Raw genomic sequence first — 17,303 nt, forward strand, 5'->3', positions numbered from 1 at the left:
CCTAAGCGTCCGCACCGGATCATCCGGTTGATTCAGCTTTACTGCTGAATCAACTTACCATCCTTATCAACCAGCGTGATGGGATAATCACCGGAGAAACAGGCGTCACAGTTCGTATGATTTTCCGCCGGACGCCCCTGATGACCAAGCGCACGATAAAGACCGTCAAAGCTGATGAAAGCAAGACTATCGGCATTAATGGCCTTCCGCATCTCCTCCAGCGAGTGACGGGCCGCCAGAAGGTGCTTTTCGGACGGGGTATCAATCCCATAGAAGCAAGGGTGCTTGGTCGGCGGAGACGTAATGCGCATATGCACCTCCTTCGCCCCAGCGGCCCGAACCATATCCACGATCTTGCGGGATGTCGTACCACGCACAATTGAATCATCCACCAGAATGACCCTGCGGCCTTCCAGCACGGCCTTATTGGCTGAGTGCTTCATCTTCACACCCAGATTACGGACCTGATCGGTCGGCTGGATAAAGGTCCGGCCTACATAATGGTTTCGCACAATGCCCATCTCATAAGGCAGGCCGCTTTCATGAGCATAACCAATGGCTGATGGCACGCCGGAATCAGGCACAGGCACGACTACATCGGCCTCTACCCCACTCTCCCGGGCTAGCTCACCACCAATGCGGGTCCGTACTTCGTAAACAGACTGCCCTTCCAGAATGGAATCAGGCCGAGCAAAATAAATATATTCGAAAATACAAAAACGACGGCCAACATCACCAAATGGCCAGAGCGACTTCACACCCTCCGCATTGATGACAACAATCTCACCCGGCTCAAGATCACGCACATAGTCGGCACCAATGATGTCCAGCGCACAGGTCTCACTGGCCAGCACCCAGCCACCCTGTTTGTCCTCATAGCCGGGCATACGGCCCAAAACCAGCGGACGCACACCAAGCGGGTCCCGCATACCCAACAGGCCGTTATCCGGTGTCAGGGTGATGAGGGAGTAAGCACCCTTAATCTTCTTTGCCGCATCCATCAGACGCTCAATCACCGTATCATACAATGAAATAGCGATGAGATGGACGATCACTTCCGTATCCATCGTGGAATGGAAAATACAACCGCGCTTCACCAGTGCCTGACGCAGGGTAGCCGCATTGGTCAAATTACCATTATGGGCCACAGCCAGACCACCAAACGCATAGTCAGCATAAATAGGCTGGACATTGCGTACATGGGTTCCGCCCGTTGTACCATAACGGTTATGCCCGATGGCCGCCTCCCCCGGTAGGCCTGCGATTACATCCTGATTACCAAACACATCTCCGACAAGGCCCAACGCTTTGTGCTGATGGAAGGCTTCACCATCAAAGCTGACGATACCGGCCGCCTCCTGACCACGATGCTGGAGGGCATGCAGGCCAAGGGCTGTTAGTGCGGCCGCATTCGGCACACCCCAGACACCAAAAACACCACATTCCTCGTAAGGACGACTGGACGATTCAGGAAAAGACATAATGGCAGAGCAAACCTGACGGGAAGAATCCCGCTCATATCTAAGTGGCACAGCAGCACAGGCAGCCAACCCCTTGAAAAAACCGACTATTCCCCTGCGTGAGGGCAGCCTGTCCGTCAGGGTGATGCCTGCGACCCCCCTTCAATGGCTATTCGATGGCAGAAAGGCAAGATGTTCCGACCATGAAAGCGGTATATAACCCTGTAAAAAAGCCACGCCACGCACGATGAATGGCGCAAAAACGCTCCCCTGCATGGCTGTCTCCAACCAATCTTGCGCCAGATAACTGCCAGCACAAAAGAGCAGAACCAGCACGACATACCCGCGCACCAGCCCAAAACCACCCCCCAGCAGAGCATCCAGAGAGCCGGAGAGCACCCCCCTCATGCTACGAGCCAGCTGGCTGGTGACCAGATTCAAAATAATCATGACCAGAATGAACAATACAAGCCGCCCACCCCAGACGAAAACCGGCGTCCCCTGAAGGGATGGTGAAACGAGCGGTGCCACATGTGATAGAACCACACTGCTGCATCGGCCAACAAGCCAGAAGCTGCCAACCCAGACAAGCAACGCCCCGCTCTCCTGCGAGAAGCCCCGCACAAGCCCCCACAAAGCCGAAAGACCAATGAGGGCCAGAATGCCCCAGTCCATCGCCCCCAGATGCTCCAGAAATGCCCCATGTTGGCCTGTCATTGCGGTTCTGCCACTCCTTCACCTAAAATCCCATCCGGACCGCCCAGCCTGTTAGGGCAGTTTGGTGGACCGATAACGCCCCCCTTTGCGGGCCCGGATGCCACGTTTCAGCAGATCGGATGAAAGGTCAATCCGCTCATTCAGCTCCTGCCAGATGGCATCTTCATTAACATCATGCTGCTGCCAGATTTTCTGTATCTCCAGCAGGAACAAGGCACTATCAACGATCAGTGCCTTTGGTTCCCCGTATAGATAATCCAAAAGGCAATCCGTGGCCTGTTCGGCCAGCATCTTGCACTCCTGCCCATCCTTGCCTCTGATCTCCTCCAGAGCAGGCCCGCATCCTGTAGGTCGTATCATACTGGCCCCCCAATCGTATCTGCCCTGCCCATCCTGCAAAAGAGAATAGGCCATACAGACTTGTTATCCTAGCTCGACAGGCTGACTAAAACCAAAAACTACCGCTACCAGACTGATTCATCTCCCTAGCGAAAGTAATATAATTGTTTACGAAAAGTAAAAAATAAATTCTTACTCGCAATACTAAAATTAATTCATAAACCTTCCTGAAATACACCACAAAAATACCACAGAACTCTCGTCATCATGAGTCCCCGTCGCGCGGAACCATCGGGCGGACCGCACCCCTCGGAGAGAAATATCATGTCGATCACATGGGAAAAATCGCAGAATTACTCCAACTTAGCCCCTGGTGCGGGGGGGAATGATAACGACAGCTACCCCGGTTTTTGGTTCGGCCCGGAAACTCTCCCAAATCCGCAGACCGGAAACGTCTTTAATACAAGGCTCAACCCGAACTCCCAAATCACACGTGCGCAACCAATCTATCAGGTTGCCATGTTCCAAGGGGCAAACGTTAGTAAAAGGGGCGATCGAGCTGTCGCCGTCATGCATATTCCAAACTCGAATATGTTTGCGATAACGTATCTGTCTTATATTGGCTCGTTTTCCTACAAAGATGTCTATCCCCCCACACCTGCCGTTATTGCAGAATTTTCCATTCAACAGGTTCAATTTGTTGAACAAGTAGGAACTGGGCGGCAATATGTCCCTATCCCTGCTGACGAACAGACTGCTGGAGTTGCTGCGCTAAATCAGGCAATAAACAGTAGCCCGAACTATATCTATTTCCAGCTTGTTCCCAACACGGGCTATGAATCCGTTGAGCAGCATAACCCGGCAACGCCTGGTTCCACTGTAGTTCTATCGAATGTCGATTGGGACTTTGATGCTGGGGCACCCAACATAGATATTGCCTGCTTCCTACCTGGCTCCATGATCACCACACACACTGGCCCAAAAGCTGTTGAGACTCTCGCAGTCGGTGACCTTGTCCTGACCGGCCCCGCTGGGAAGCAGACGCCAGAGGCGATTACATGGATTGGGCGTGGTCATGTCGAGGTTCAGCCAGACCTCCCAGATGACCGGGCGGGTTATGCGGTCTGCATCAGCAAGGGAGCATTGGGAGAGAATTGCCCGAATGCCGACCTACATCTGACGGCAGAACATACGCTTTATTTCGACGGTCGTTTTGTGCCGGTGCGGATGCTCGTCAATCACCGGTCTATTTTCTATGATCGTAGCCTTCTCTCCTATGATTATTATCACTTTGAGACAGCAGAACACAGTATTGTCCATGCCAATAATGTGGTCACAGAGAGCTATCTCAATACGGAGAGCAGCCGCCGTAACTTCCACGATATGGACTTCCTCCAGCAGGGCAATATCGTGGCCTTCCCGCCGCCTTCCAAAAGCTGGGAAAAAGATGCCTGTGCGCCGCTCGCTGTGGACGCCGCCTTTGTCCGGCCACTTTATGAAAGGCTGGATGAGCGGGCGCGCTCCCTTGGCTTTGCCCGACAGGTACCACCCCTTTCCCTGATTCAGGATTCAGACCTTCATTTGATGACTGATACCGGGGAAATCCTCTACCCAATCCGCCGCGTGCAGGATCGGGCCGTCTTTCTGTTGCCAGAAGGAGTTAAGGTTCTCCGCCTTCGCTCCCGTACGAGCCGCCCCTGCGATGCGGTTGGCCCCTATATAGATGACCGCCGCTTCCTCGGTGTACTCGTTGGCACTGTGGAGCTGTACCAGAATGGTCAGACCCACCATCTGACATCCCATTTGACGGACCAACATACTACCGGCTGGGACGTAGTGGAAGCCTGCCCCTGCCGCTGGACAAATGGTAATGCCATTCTCTCATTAAGCGAGGCCCCTTCTATTCGTGAACGGGACATGCTGAGCATCCAGATACTGGCAGAAGGGCCCTATATTGATGAGACCCAAACAGAAACATCCACTATTGCCTTGCCGCAAAAAGTAGCCATGATCTGAAGATGCTCTCTCCAGTGCTTTTCGATAAAGTTCGAAAAGCACTGGAGCATGGGCGGTCTCTGGAAATATTTTACTACTCTTAAAAAATACTTTATAAATCCCCTATCCGTGAACGGCTGCTGCTGTCTTCCACAAAAGGGGATCATCTTCCATGGGTGCCTCCACTACAGCCATTCTGGTTAGGCTCCTGCCTGCTACGCTGGTCGCTGGCCTATTATCTGCCTCCATAACATCGCCCGCTTGGGGCCAGAGTGCGCCCGTGGCTGGCTATTCTCCCGGCGCCCGAAGTGCCACGACAGCCAATACAATGCTCGATAGCGTTGTAGGCAACACCCACTCCCCCATAAAGAAGCAGACCAGTATAACTGGTGAAGTTTATCGCATTGCCGCCGATGGTACGGTCACCGCTCCCAATGGGCTACTTGTCCCACCCGGTGGCTGCCAGACACCCGGCACCGGGCCTCTCCCCACCTCTCCCAAAAAAACAGCCCCCCATACCCCCTACCGCTTCGGCACTTTACGGCATGGCAAAGGGTTCGAAACCGTGACTATCGGGGTCAGTTCGCAACCTAGTCTGACCACATCCGGCCCCAACACCCCCCGAACACACCGTGCAACCCTGAACGCCTCTTTCGGCCCGACTGGGCTCTATATCCTCCCAGAGCCCTGCCACAAGACAAACCCCAGTGACACCGCCCTGACGTTGGATGCTGCTGCCAGTCTCGCCAGTGCAGATGGCAACGCCTTTACCCTCGCAGGGAACCGCTCTAACGAAATACCCGTCAATACTGCCCAGCTCCTCCCCAATGGGGATGTAGAGCTACGCAACAGTACCCTCTCTGGTGCTGTTACCCCGTGAAACTTGGTCCCATCTCCCTCATCAGCAAAGTGGCCCGTTACTTCCCTCGTCTCCAGCATCCTGCCCTGCTGCTAGGGGGCCTACTGCTGCCAGGCGAGGCACTGGCGCAAGGTGTTCCAGCGGCCTCCACGCCGGCTGCGGTTCCCATTACCTCAATGCCTACTCCTCTGAGCTTCTTCAACCATCATACGATTGGTAGCCCAACAGCCAACAGCACAGGGACGGAACCGAGTGACGGGTTAAACCACATCCCCCCTCCCATTATGGAAAATCCCACTCCGCAGGGACCAGCGGGGCCAAATCCAACTCCCCACCTGGAAGAGACCATTGCCCTGCCGAAGCTAGAGGCCGTCATCCTGCAACCGGCTGGACAGCGAGGCAATAGGACAGGCCAGCAGACCATCTCTTCAGAAGGGTTGCGGCTAAGCCACTCTCCAACCCTCTATAAGGTCATTCTACCCTATATCGGCCATCCACTGACCTTCCAGAAGATGCACGAACTGACGGGGGCCATTGCCATCTTTTTCCGCCGGAATGACCGGGCCTTCATCAGTGTGACCGTACCGCCCCAACGTGTGCATGAAGGCGTATTGCGTATTAATGTCTCAGAATATCGCCTGGACCGCATCACCGTGCATGGCAACCGCTGGACGCCTTCTTGGCAGGTCCGGCAAGCCAGTAATCTCACCCCCAACCAGACCATGGCTCTAACGGCCCTCCAAACTGATCTAGACTGGCTGAATCTCAATCCCTTCCGTACGGCAGACCTCATCTATCGTCCCGGCAGCCACCCTGGCAGTACGGATGTGGACATCAATGTGACAGACCGTTTCCCGGTTTATGTCTATGGTGCCATAAACAATCAGGCCGATCGTTCACTAGGCCGTCTCAACTGGTATACGGGGGCATCGTGGGGCAATGCGTTCGGGCTGGGTCATATCCTGACCTATCAGTTCAACCGCACCTTTATGAACCGCTTTGATAATCATTCGGCAAGCTGGACTATTCCACTCATCGGCCATAATGCCCTACAGATATTCGGCAATTATGCCCTCTCCCACCCGACCAGCAACACGCCAGACCTCATAAACCGTGGCCTCAGCGGGCAGGTATCCATACGCTGGCTGCATATGTTCGACCATATCGCCCTTGGGCGTGATGCCGGGCTGGATGGCATGATCCAGCTTGGTTTTGACTGGAAGAACACACATTCCGACCAGTTCTACCACACCCGCACCATCACCCTCTCCAAAGCCGATACAGCCCAATTTGTCGTGGGCTATACAGGGTCCATTCAAGACCCGTTGGGGCAGACGCAAATCAACAACCAGTTCTTCTATGGCCCCGGTGGCCTGATGAAGAATGATACACGGCGGGCCTATGCGAGCATCTTCCCGCTCTCCAGCCCCAATTATGTCTACGACCGGCTGATGCTTACTCGCACGCAGAACCTATTCTACGGCTTTTCTTCCACCACAAAGGTAACCTTCCAGCGGGCCAGCAAGAACCTGCTCTATAGTGAACAGCTGATGATTGGTGGCATGGGCAATGCGCGCGGTTATTTCGCCAATACGTCATTCGGCAGTAATGGCAATACTGTCAGTGAAGAACTCTTCACCCCCGCCCTGTCCCTGCTCAAGCTGGCCCATCTGCCCACACCAGGGCAGCCAGATAGCAATAAGCTCGGCATCTTCTGGGACTGGGCAGACAACCGGCAAGTTCACCATATTGGCACAGGCGCCCGGGCTGCTACGCTCGCCAGTGTGGGAGCGGACATCACCGGCAGCCTGAACCAACATATTAACATCACCTTTGATGCTGGAATCCGCCTTCGCCGCATCCACACGACGGAACTAGCAAACCGCCGTGGGACATTCTGCGACTTCCAGATCGTGGGCGGGTTTTAGGCCGCTGTGCGGGGCAGCTTCAGTTCCGTCCAAAGTGTATCCAGCGCACTGACTAGAGAGTCCAGCTCCTCTTCTGTATGAAGCGGGCCTGGTGTCAGACGCAGACGCTCTGTCCCACGGGGCACGGTCGGGTAGTTTATGGGCTGGAGGTAATGCCCAAACCGCTTTAGCAGGCTGTCTGTTAGCTCACGGCAGAGGGTCGCATCCCCCACCATAACCGGCGTGATGTGCGACTGACCACGCATGTAAGGAATCTTCACCTCTTCCAGCTTCTTCCGCAGCAGAGCCACAGCAGCCCGCTGGCCTTTCCGCTCTGCATCGCTGTTGCGCAGATGGCGAACACTGGCCAGCACACCAGCGGCAATCATCGGCGGTAGAGACGTAGAAAAAATAAAGCCGGACCCGAAAGACCGTACGAAGTCACACAGCGCCGCAGAGGCCGCAATATAGCCCCCTACCACGCCGTAAGCCTTGCCCAATGTTCCTTCAATAACGGTCAGGCGATGTTCCAGACCACGTTCCTGCGCTACGCCACCACCCTGCGGACCATACATACCCACAGCATGAACCTCATCCAGATAGGTCATAGCATTATAGCGGTCGGCCAGATCGCAGATTTCTTCAATCGGAGCGATGTCGCCATTCATGGAATAAACGGATTCAAAGGCGATGATCTTCGGCGTATCCAGCGGCAACTCTTTCAGTTTTGCCTCCAGGTCCTCAAGATCATTATGCTTGAAGATGCGCTTTTCCGCACGGGAATGGCGAATACCTTCAATCATAGAAGCATGATTGAGCTCATCCGACAGGACGACACACCCTTTTAGCCGGGCAGCTAGCGTACCCAACGTGACCCAGTTGGAGAGGTAGCCGGAGTTGAAGAGCAAAGCACTTTCCTTGCCATGCAGGGAGGCAAGCTCCTTTTCCAGCATGACATGATAATGGTTTGTGCCGGAGATATTGCGCGTTCCCCCTGCACCTGCCCCGCTCTCATCCAAGGATTTATGGATGGCAGCCAGTACATCAGGATGCTGCCCCATGCCCAGATAATCATTGGAGCACCAGACGGTCACATCACGCCCAACCCCATGGTGGAACGCCTTGGGAAACTTACCAACATGCCGCTCCAGCTCCGCAAAATAACGGTAGCTGCCATCAGCACGGAGGCCATCCAGCGCATTCTGGAACAGGGTATCATAATTCATAGACATTGCTCTCCTTGGGGTCTCACTTTATGGCCCAGCCTCCAGAAAGCAAGGCTTAAACACTGTTATAAACGAAAACATGATTACAGACTGTCTTAAACAGGACTATCTAGCTACAGCTTTTTGAATCACTCCTCTATAGCTGGTGGCCATACTGTTCCCTAATACCGGGAATGTTTCTTGCCGGAGGCCCATCTTGCCTGTTTCCGCTTCTTCCCCCTCCCCGGATGACCGGCCGGGATTTAGTGCCCTGCTACCTTACTGGCAGGTCACGCTTGCTGCCTTCAGCGGCTGGTTTCTTGATGCATTCGACCAAACAGCCCTCATGTTCACCCTCCCCGATATTGCCAAGGACTTCGGCTGTACGCTCTCCGCTCTTGGCAGTGTCTTTTTGGCACAAGCATTAGGGCGTGCTGTGGGCAACACAGGGTGGGGGTGGCTCTCCGACCGCTTTGGCCGCAAACCTGCCTTCACGCTGGGAATCCTCTTCTTTGCCCTCTTTGCCGCTCTGACGGGCACAACCCACAGCATCGCCACGCTGGTTATCATCCAATTCCTCTTTGGAATCGGCTTTGGGGGTGAATGGACAGCTTCCGCCACCTTGTTGATGGAAAGCGTCCCTGCGTCTCTCCGGCCTTTGGCCTCCGCTACCATGATGTCCGGTTATGAAGTCGGCTACATGGCTTCTGCCGGGGCGCAGGCACTTATCCTGCCCCATTATGGTTGGCGGGTCATGTTCTTCATCGGGCTGTTACCGGCCCTACTCATCATCTTCATCCGCTTCAAGGTGAAGGAAAGCCCTCTCTGGCTGGCAGTGCAGGAGGAAAAGAAGAAACAGCGGGCCGATGGCGCAGAAACACTCTCCGTTTCCTTCTGGCAGACTGTTCGGCAGTTTTGGAGTGGTGCGGCTTTTCAGGCTATTGCCTTCATGTGCTTTCTGGAGTTCCAAAAGGCCGCTCTCTATACGTTCTACCCCACCATCCTGCGGGACAGTCACCATCTCAGCCCGCAGATGATCTTCTGGCCTGTAGCTCTGTACTGCCTCGGGTCACTCAGTGGGAAAATCCTCTGCGGTGCACTGGCAACCCGTTTTGGGGAAGATACCGTCATGCGGGCCGCACTTGTTGGCGTCATGTTGCTGATCATCCCATTCCTTAATGCTGGGCCATGGGCCATCCTTCTCGCCTCTGCTTTCTTCATCGGGGCTGCAGCATCGGGCGTCTATGCACTGGTGCCTCATTATCTCTCTCAGCGTTTCCCCGATGCACGCCGCAGTGCAGGAATGGGCACAAGCTATGCCGTTGGATCACTAGGGCAAGGCGTGGCTGGAAGGCTCGTTCCCTCCCTTGCCCCGTTGGTGGCTGGCCTGCCTGTTGCTGCCACTCTCTGTGTTCTTTCTGGCACATTCATCAGCATTGGCGTCACACTCTTCCGCCCAAAAGATATGCGCTAGGAGATAAGGACAAAATCAAAAGGCGGCCCATTACGGACCGCCTTTTTTATCATCATACCTGAATGGTGTGGCTTAGAAGCTCACATTGACACTTCCTGTCGCACCACTCTCGGTAGAATGGGTGCCATATTGGCCGATATAAGAAAGGTCCAGATTAATACGATTTGTGACTTTCGCCGTAACGCCAGCTTCAACCACGGCGGCATTGCTGGAGAGCAGCACACCAGCAACATCCATGTTGCTGCCACCACTGCCAAGAGCAAAGCCCTCATGCAGGCCGGAGCGCATACGCCCAAACCCGTGACGATACCCCCCCATGATGTGAGGCATAAGGACAGCCTGACCAACATCCATCCGTGCTGCTGCACGGAAACCGAAGGTCGAGAAGGTCACACCCTGATCTGTCCCACGGCTCCGCAAGGCTGCCTCGTTGCCATGTTCACGGTAGCTATTCATCTGCATGTTCACATAAGCCACGTTCATGAACGGCTCGAACATACCACGTTCTCCACGGAACTTATAACCCAGCTCCCCGAAGCCCTGAGCCGTTCCGCCCAGATAGCCACTGCTAAGACGCCCGCCATAGTCCCCCACAGCAACGTGACGATGAGCATTGATGACGTTCCAGCTATAGATCGCCCCCAAACGGAGATTCAGACGGCCCCAATGTGTACCGGCATAAGCACCAATGCTGATATTGTTGCTATTAGCCGAAGAGGAACGACCACGCTGGACGTTGAACTGCGAGTGCCCATACGATAGCAGCCCACCAACACGCCAGTTGCTATGATTGATGGGGGCATCTGCACCCATCACAAAGCCTGCTGTATTATGATGCATGAGGGCTGCATTACCGTCCCCGCTATTGAAGCCCATGCCACCGTAAGCCTGCCCCCACATGATCGCATGGTCGGAATAGCAGGTGCCATTCTTCTTATGCGTCTTCAGGTCGAAGAAGCTCTGCCCATTACGGCCATAGTCACAATCGGCCGCTGCCATACGATTCAGTGCCGCATTGCGGATATAGAAGCTGTCCTGAATCAGCCCTGTCCGGATGGAAGCGTGCAGCTCACCAGAGAGGCTGTCCAAAGCGTGGCGGGCTTGATCTTTCGTTAGAACTGTCATGGCCTGGGCTAGCTGGGTATTCTCGGCAATACGGTTCAGCCCCTGTCCTGCCGTAACCTCATTGCGGGTCTGGCCGACAGAATCATAACCATTAAGCGAGCGGCGGAGCATTACATCCACATCATCACCCTGATAGACAAGGCGTGGGTCCAGATAGGCATATTCCTGACCAATATTGGTCTTCAGGTCATCATACCGGCCATTCACACCACCATTGGCACTCAGCACACGATAGGCCTGCCCATAACGCAGCTCCATCGGGTTTTTCACCTGAAGGTCCAGCGTACCTCCCTGAATATCAGCCTTGCCAGAGACCAGAATCCGATCTGACTTGAGCTCACTGTAAGTGAACCCACCCGGTCCGGTCAGCTTCTGCCCGGTGGTCTCGCTATCACCACGCACGAACAGAACCGAGCCCTTGGCCATGGTCAGGTCCCCGTTGATGTGCAGGCCACCCTCGTTCTTCTCGTTCCCTGCACCCAGGGTCGCACCATTAGCTACCAGCACACCGCCCACATGGCCATTCCCAGCCAGCGCACCGCCATGCTGCACAGTCATGGTGGACTGGGCCATGTTACCCTCAACGATCATCAAACCGGACTGAATGTCCGTTGGACCGCTAAAGCCGGACCCATCCCCTGCAAAGGTGAAGGTTCCTGTCCCAGTCTTTGTCAGAGCATGGCTACCAGCAGTGTCATCATTCGTCAGATGCACAGTGCTACCCAACGTCATGTGGTTCTGGTCCTGCACATCGAATACGGCCCCCGTGGAACCGATAGACGTATCCACAGTGCTGGTCAGGTCTGCTCCCTTCTGGTTCTGAAGCGTACCACCATCCAGCGTCAGCTGCGCTTTGGAGCCTTCCTCAGCCTCCAACCCGGGCTTGCCATTGGTATCACCAGCACTCAACGTACTGCCATCAAGGACATTCAACTTGGCATTAAAGCCATTAGCCGGAGCCGTTGCAGCCTTGGCAAGCACAATCGGACCACGGCTCTGCACGGCAGCACCACCAGAAAGCGTAAGCTCACCAGCCTCGCCAGCACCGATCTTCACGCCGTTATCGGTGGTCAGATGAGCTGCCGGCCCGTTAAGCGCCAGCGTGCCATTATCCACAGCGACAGAGCCACCAAGATGGGACTGGCCTGTCAAAGTCTCATGCCCGCCAGAGAGTGTTAGCCCGCCAGTACCGGAAAGGCTGCCAGCATAGCTATCTTTAGCGTCGGTCAGATTCAGGGTGCCGTTAACGACACCATTCCCTGCCCCGGCAAGAGAGCCAATAGTCGACCCGTTGCTCGTAACGTTAAACTGGCCACCATGGGCTTCCAACGTTTGAGAAATCTGGTTCCCATCGAGGGTCAGATCGCCCTTGTCGTTAGAGACATCACCCGTAACATGGTTATCCTTGCCCAGCGTCATGCTACCGCTATTCACCACAGAGGCCAGCGTGCCACCTGTTGCCTTCAGGCTGGCACCCTCAGCGTTGGTAGCATGACCCACAGTGCTATCCGTCAAGGACGTTGTACCACTCTGGTTGGTGACCTGGTCGGCAGTGCTGCCCACCAGGGATGCGGTACCGCCCTGGTTGGTAACCTGGCCGATAGTGCTACCCGTCAGAGAGGCTGCCCCGCCCTGGTTGGCGACATCCGCCAACGTGCCACCTGTTACATTCAGGCTAGCACCCTCAGCGTTGGTAGCGTGACCCACAGTGCTATCCGTCAGGGATGCGGTACCACTCTGGTTAACAACACTTGCCAGCGTGGCCTTTTGTGTCGTCAGCGTGCCCTTGTTGGTCGTCGTCCCAGCAACCTTACCGCCATCGATCGTGGTGGTAGCCGCATTGTTCAGGTTCCCAGCAAGAGAGCCAGTCAGATTCAGGCGGCCATTCTGCACATCGGTATCACCGCTATAACTGTTGTCACCGGCCAGCGTAGTCGTGCCAGAGCCCTTCTGCACAACAGAACCGCTACCCGAAATAGCCTGCCCCAACGTGACATCATTACTGTGGTCCACAGCCAGTACACCGTTATTGACGATATCCTGCTGGCCAAGGGACCCCGTTGTGCCGCCATTACCAAGCTGCAACGTACCAGCTTCAATCTGGGTCGGCTTTGCAAATTGGTTGTCCGAAGTGAGAAGCAGTGTGCCGAGGTCTGTCTTATCCAGACCTGTACCGCCATCAACGTGGCTACCATCAATGACAGAGGCGATCTCCGCCGTAATATCCTTACCAGCAGATGTACCATCACCCACACGGATGACAGTCTTGCCAGTAGAGGCGTACAAACTGTCACCTGTTACCAGGTACTGTTTGCCATCATTGTTGGCAAATTGAGCCCCGGAGAAAGAAACAGGCGCCTCGCCCTTCTTATCATCAACAGTAACCGTACCGGCAGATGCTGCAAAAATGGCCATATTACCGGCCTGCCACTGGGCATTGGTGATCCCATCGGCCGTAGCCCAGTTGGGAGTGCCCTGCGGGTTTGCTGCGCTCCAGACACCATTACCGCCATCAACCCTATCGTTCCCCGTTCCATTTGCGGCCCGGTGAGAGCTGTTGTCTCCATCCCAGTAATTGAAGCCATCCGTCCTAACGGCCAGATTCACCTGATGATCGATAGAGGTCTGAAGGGCCAGCCCTTCCGTAGGAGCCTGAGAAGCCACCTCGATATGCTGCTGCGTGCCAGACAATACCCCGCCATAGCTATACAGGCGATACAGACCCGTCATCAGAGACGAGTTGTTGACATTCGGGCCGCCCTCGGTTGGCTGAATGGAGAGCGTACCCCCCAGAGCCAGATTCCCCTTAACATCCACAAAGTCGTTATAGGCACCACCGACTGTCTCAGCCTGCCCAAGACGGAAAACCTGATGGGAACCATCAGCCAAATTCAGATTACCGTTGACTGTCAGGGTGGACGGAGCCGCTGCTGCCCCCGCAGCTAGCGTTGCACCGGAAGCGATGTTCACATCACCGCCAATCGTTCCCTTACCCCGCAGGGTAGAGCCATCGGTAACGGAGGTCAGACCCTTGGCGGCACTATTGTCGCCATCCACTTCTAGCTGACCGCCCGTCTGTACAAGTGTTGGGCCTGTGTAGCTGTTATTACCCGTCAGTACTTCCTGCCCGCCGGAAACCGTCAAACCGCTATTACCGGTCAGACTACCCGCATAGGTATCGCCAGCAGCTGTAAGATTTAATGTTCCGTCCAGCTGACCATTGGCACTACCGGCAAGAGAGCCAACACCAAAGCCATCCTGACCAATGGTGAAGTGACCACCATTAGCGGACAGCGCACCGTTAAGCTGACCATTATTGAGTGCCAGCTCACCATCCTGCTGATTAATATGCCCTGTAACGACAGCACCCTGATCCAGCGTCGACGTACCATTATTTGTAAGAGAGGCCATCTGCCCCCCCGCAACACTGAAGTGAGCACCGGCCTGGTTGATAACATCAGCCAATGTAGCATTCTCGGCAGTCATTGTGCTGCTATTCGTCGTCGTACCGACGACTTTACCACCATCTACATCCGTCGTGCCGGCGTTATTCAGCGGACCGCCCACAGAACCTTTCAGAACCAAGCCAGCATTCTGGGCAATATCAGTGTTACCCGTGTAGGTATTGTTCCCGGTCAGGGTCTCCGTACCGCCAGAGATGGTCAGATTACCCGTGCCAGATATACTACCAGAATAGGTGTCGGCCGCCTTGGTCAGGTTCATTGTCCCTTCCAGCTGACCGTCGCCATTGCCCTTCAATGTCCATACTGTTGCCCCGCCGCTGGTGATATCAAATAGACCTCCATTAGCCTCGAGCGTAACAACCGTGGAATCATCAAGTACGAGCTTACCACTATCCTGAATCACTGTCCCACCGGTGGACTTTTCCAACAGCTGAAGGGTGCCGGTGTTAATCACCCCGCCGATTGAAGTGCGCCTAAACCTCGTCCGACCCGAGTTCTTTGAATAGCCACTCGTGTCAGAGCTGGAATCTGCTGCCCTATTGCTGATCATCTCCCCATTACCGATCCGGTCGGTCAGCACATAAGAAGAATCGTCACCACTGCGCCCCGCCAGAACATCTTCATCGCTTTTCACATCAGCAGGTGAAGGAACGCCCGGGATTTTTGAATTCACACTATCCAATTCACTATCAGTGTTCTGGAAAGAGCGAATTACCGAATCCTTAAGGATGAGCGTAGCATTTTCCTTAGTCGTGACGTCGAGGGCCAGCGTATTATTCAACGTCGATGTACCGCTGACATTCTCCAGGTTCGCAAGCCGGCTGTTCTGGGCTGTAAACGTACCATTGTTGGTGACTGTTCCCGTCACATCGGCATGATCAATGGAAGCCCCACCGCTGTTATCCAGATCACCGGACAGGACACCCCCCTTCTGGGAGAATTTAGCATCAGCCCGGTTGATGATCGGGCCTGCCATCGTAACGCCTGTCGCATGCAGGGAACCTGACTGAACGTCCGCTTGCCCCTTGTAGCTGCCGCCACCTGACAGCTCCAGCACACCCGTACCTGTCTTGACTAAGCTACCGTCATCACCAGATACGCCGCCGTTCCATGATATGTTGTTATTGCCCTGGACATTGAATTCGTTCGTACCAGCCAGATGCAGAGCCGCCGTACTGGTCAGATCATGCCCCTGAATGTTTTGGACCTTGGCATTCTCAAGATTAACAACGGCTTTTGCACCGTCCTCGACAGAAATAGCAGGAGAGGACCCATCATCCGCTGCCACGAGAGTACCACCATTCCGCACGTTCAACGTACCATCGGAGGCGGTGTTGTCGCCTGACGTACCGAAGTGGATTGCCTTGTCACTCTCGAAGCGACCACCATCAACCGTTACAGTACCCTTACCGCCGGCACCGATGGTTGTCGTGTCGTTCTTCATGGTGCCATTGGCCCCAATAACGATGGTACCCTCGCCGCCATCTTCACCCACCGTCGCAGATGAAGCCTGGAAACTACCACCATCACTGACATTCACCGTGCCGGTACCGCCAGCACCAACATAGGCATTGGTGGCCTCGATAGCGGACTTATCGCCCGTCACATTCACGTTGCCGGTCAAACCGTGAGAAGCCGCGACATGGAACTCATCAGCCGCAACGTGGGAGCCACTCTCCACATTCATATTGCCGTTCTGATCGTTACCAACAACGACATGCATACCCTCGTTAGTGCGATCATTAATCTGCGCACCATTCTTCAGGGTTGCATCACTCGTCCCAAGCGGCCCACCGTCGCCACCGTAATGTGAATCCCCATTACCAACGAAAACAGGCATCCGCTGGATCTGCGCATCGGGCCCATCCAGCACTAAATGCCCCTGATTCCCCCGTGCCAACCCGACAACGAGCGAACCCGTCACGCTCCCCGGTGCCGTAGAGAAAGACCCCTTATCCTTCAGAACCAACGTGCCGTTACGAATATCTACGGTCCCGTTGATCTGGTTCTGGCCTGTCAGAATCTGCTCACCATCCAGCAGAGACAGAACGCCCGTCCCCTTGAGAGAGCCACTATAAGTGTCGCCCTTCCCTTGGCTGATCGCCAGCTCACCCTGATAAGGCTTTGACGTATCGGGGGATGGCGTCATAGCCAGACTCGCATCAACGAGTGGTTTATCGAGCACCCCATTTCCGCTTCCAGCCAAGGACTGCACCAGCGTACCGCCGTAGCCTGTACCACTATGGCCGAAGAGGGCCGTCCCGCCATCCAGATGGAGGGTACCATCCACCTTTGTACCATCCAGACCAAGCTGGCCATCCTGCTGGTAAAGGTCGCCCGCAACCTCCGTACCCTGCGACAGATTGCGAGTTTGGGTGTTTGTCATGCTCTCTGCACGGGCAACACTGCCCACGCCAGGTACTAAAGACACTCCGCTGAGCAAAGCCAACATGTAACCGAAACGACGATATCCAGTCGTTCTATGGCTCGCCAGATACCGCAACGGAGCCTGCTCGTTCTGCTCAATAATAAACACCGGCTTATCCCTCAATATCCACGCTGTTGCGGAAGGAGGCGCTGCGCATACCCCCACCTATTATGGGATAACGATAAAACCCAATTGGGGTCTAATTGGTGCATAACTTGGGCATAAACATGACTTGCGCAAGTCTTATATTTAATCTTTCATTAATGATTCTCTCACCAGAAAGATATACCGTCTCCTTTGATTATAAACAGATTAATGGCTCGAGCTAAT

The 17,303-nt window shown here is 54.8% G+C and carries 9 protein-coding genes; 4 read left to right on the top strand and 5 right to left on the bottom strand.

The annotated features are described in order from the left end of the window. Positions 1-38 precede the first annotated feature (38 nt). From purF to CPA57_RS03740, 3 genes are all read right to left on the bottom strand, one after another. On the bottom strand, positions 39-1,481 hold the full coding sequence (purF, locus tag CPA57_RS03730) for an amidophosphoribosyltransferase (RefSeq protein WP_182081482.1): 1,443 nt from the start codon (positions 1,479-1,481) through the stop codon (positions 39-41). A gap of 141 nt (positions 1,482-1,622) precedes the next feature. Further along, complete coding sequence (locus CPA57_RS03735; protein WP_182081483.1) at positions 1,623-2,177, bottom strand: CvpA family protein; 555 nt, start codon at positions 2,175-2,177, stop codon at positions 1,623-1,625. A gap of 51 nt (positions 2,178-2,228) precedes the next feature. Then, positions 2,229-2,591, bottom strand: a complete 363-nt coding sequence (locus CPA57_RS03740; RefSeq protein ID WP_182081484.1) for a hypothetical protein — start codon at positions 2,589-2,591, stop codon at positions 2,229-2,231. 249 nt (positions 2,592-2,840) lie between these two features. On the opposite strand from CPA57_RS03740, the gene CPA57_RS03745 reads away from it, so the two are divergent. The 3 genes from CPA57_RS03745 (at position 2,841) to CPA57_RS09030 (ending at position 7,298) form a co-directional block, all read left to right on the top strand. Continuing rightward, a complete protein-coding gene (locus CPA57_RS03745; RefSeq protein WP_182081485.1) occupies positions 2,841-4,532 on the top strand; it encodes a Hint domain-containing protein in 1,692 nt (563 codons plus the stop codon). A 151-nt stretch (positions 4,533-4,683) separates the two neighbouring features. Continuing rightward, positions 4,684-5,391, top strand: coding sequence for a hypothetical protein (locus CPA57_RS03750; RefSeq protein ID WP_182081486.1), 708 nt, complete (start codon positions 4,684-4,686; stop codon positions 5,389-5,391). Continuing rightward, positions 5,388-7,298: a ShlB/FhaC/HecB family hemolysin secretion/activation protein gene (locus tag CPA57_RS09030; RefSeq protein ID WP_182081487.1), complete on the top strand. Its 1,911-nt coding sequence runs from the start codon at positions 5,388-5,390 to the stop codon at positions 7,296-7,298. Before CPA57_RS03750 ends, CPA57_RS09030 begins: the two co-directional genes overlap by 4 nt. On the opposite strand, the gene hemA is transcribed toward CPA57_RS09030, so the two are convergent. Beyond that, on the bottom strand, positions 7,295-8,503 hold the full coding sequence (hemA, locus tag CPA57_RS03760) for a 5-aminolevulinate synthase (protein ID WP_182081488.1): 1,209 nt from the start codon (positions 8,501-8,503) through the stop codon (positions 7,295-7,297). The two genes, CPA57_RS09030 and hemA, sit on opposite strands and share 4 nt — an antisense overlap. A gap of 196 nt (positions 8,504-8,699) precedes the next feature. Here hemA and CPA57_RS03765 point away from each other — a divergent pair, with 196 nt between their 5' ends. Further along, complete coding sequence (locus CPA57_RS03765; RefSeq protein WP_182081489.1) at positions 8,700-9,956, top strand: MFS transporter; 1,257 nt, start codon at positions 8,700-8,702, stop codon at positions 9,954-9,956. A 72-nt stretch (positions 9,957-10,028) separates the two neighbouring features. On the opposite strand, the gene CPA57_RS03770 is transcribed toward CPA57_RS03765, so the two are convergent. Then, positions 10,029-17,081 (bottom strand): autotransporter domain-containing protein, encoded by a 7,053-nt coding sequence (locus CPA57_RS03770; protein WP_182081490.1) that lies wholly within the window; start codon positions 17,079-17,081, stop codon positions 10,029-10,031. Positions 17,082-17,303: the final 222 nt, after the last annotated feature.

Source organism: Bombella favorum (genome assembly GCF_014048475.1).
Lineage (GTDB): Bacteria > Pseudomonadota > Alphaproteobacteria > Acetobacterales > Acetobacteraceae > Bombella > Bombella favorum.

Coding starts and splice junctions, on each gene's coding strand:
- hemA (WP_182081488.1), bottom strand. CDS start 8,503: ATGAATTATGATACCCTGTTCCAGAATGCGCTGGATGGCCTCCGTGCT.
- CPA57_RS03745 (WP_182081485.1), top strand. CDS start 2,841: ATGTCGATCACATGGGAAAAATCGCAGAATTACTCCAACTTAGCCCCT.
- CPA57_RS03750 (WP_182081486.1), top strand. CDS start 4,684: ATGGGTGCCTCCACTACAGCCATTCTGGTTAGGCTCCTGCCTGCTACG.
- CPA57_RS03735 (WP_182081483.1), bottom strand. CDS start 2,177: ATGACAGGCCAACATGGGGCATTTCTGGAGCATCTGGGGGCGATGGAC.
- CPA57_RS03740 (WP_182081484.1), bottom strand. CDS start 2,591: ATGGCCTATTCTCTTTTGCAGGATGGGCAGGGCAGATACGATTGGGGG.
- purF (WP_182081482.1), bottom strand. CDS start 1,481: ATGTCTTTTCCTGAATCGTCCAGTCGTCCTTACGAGGAATGTGGTGTT.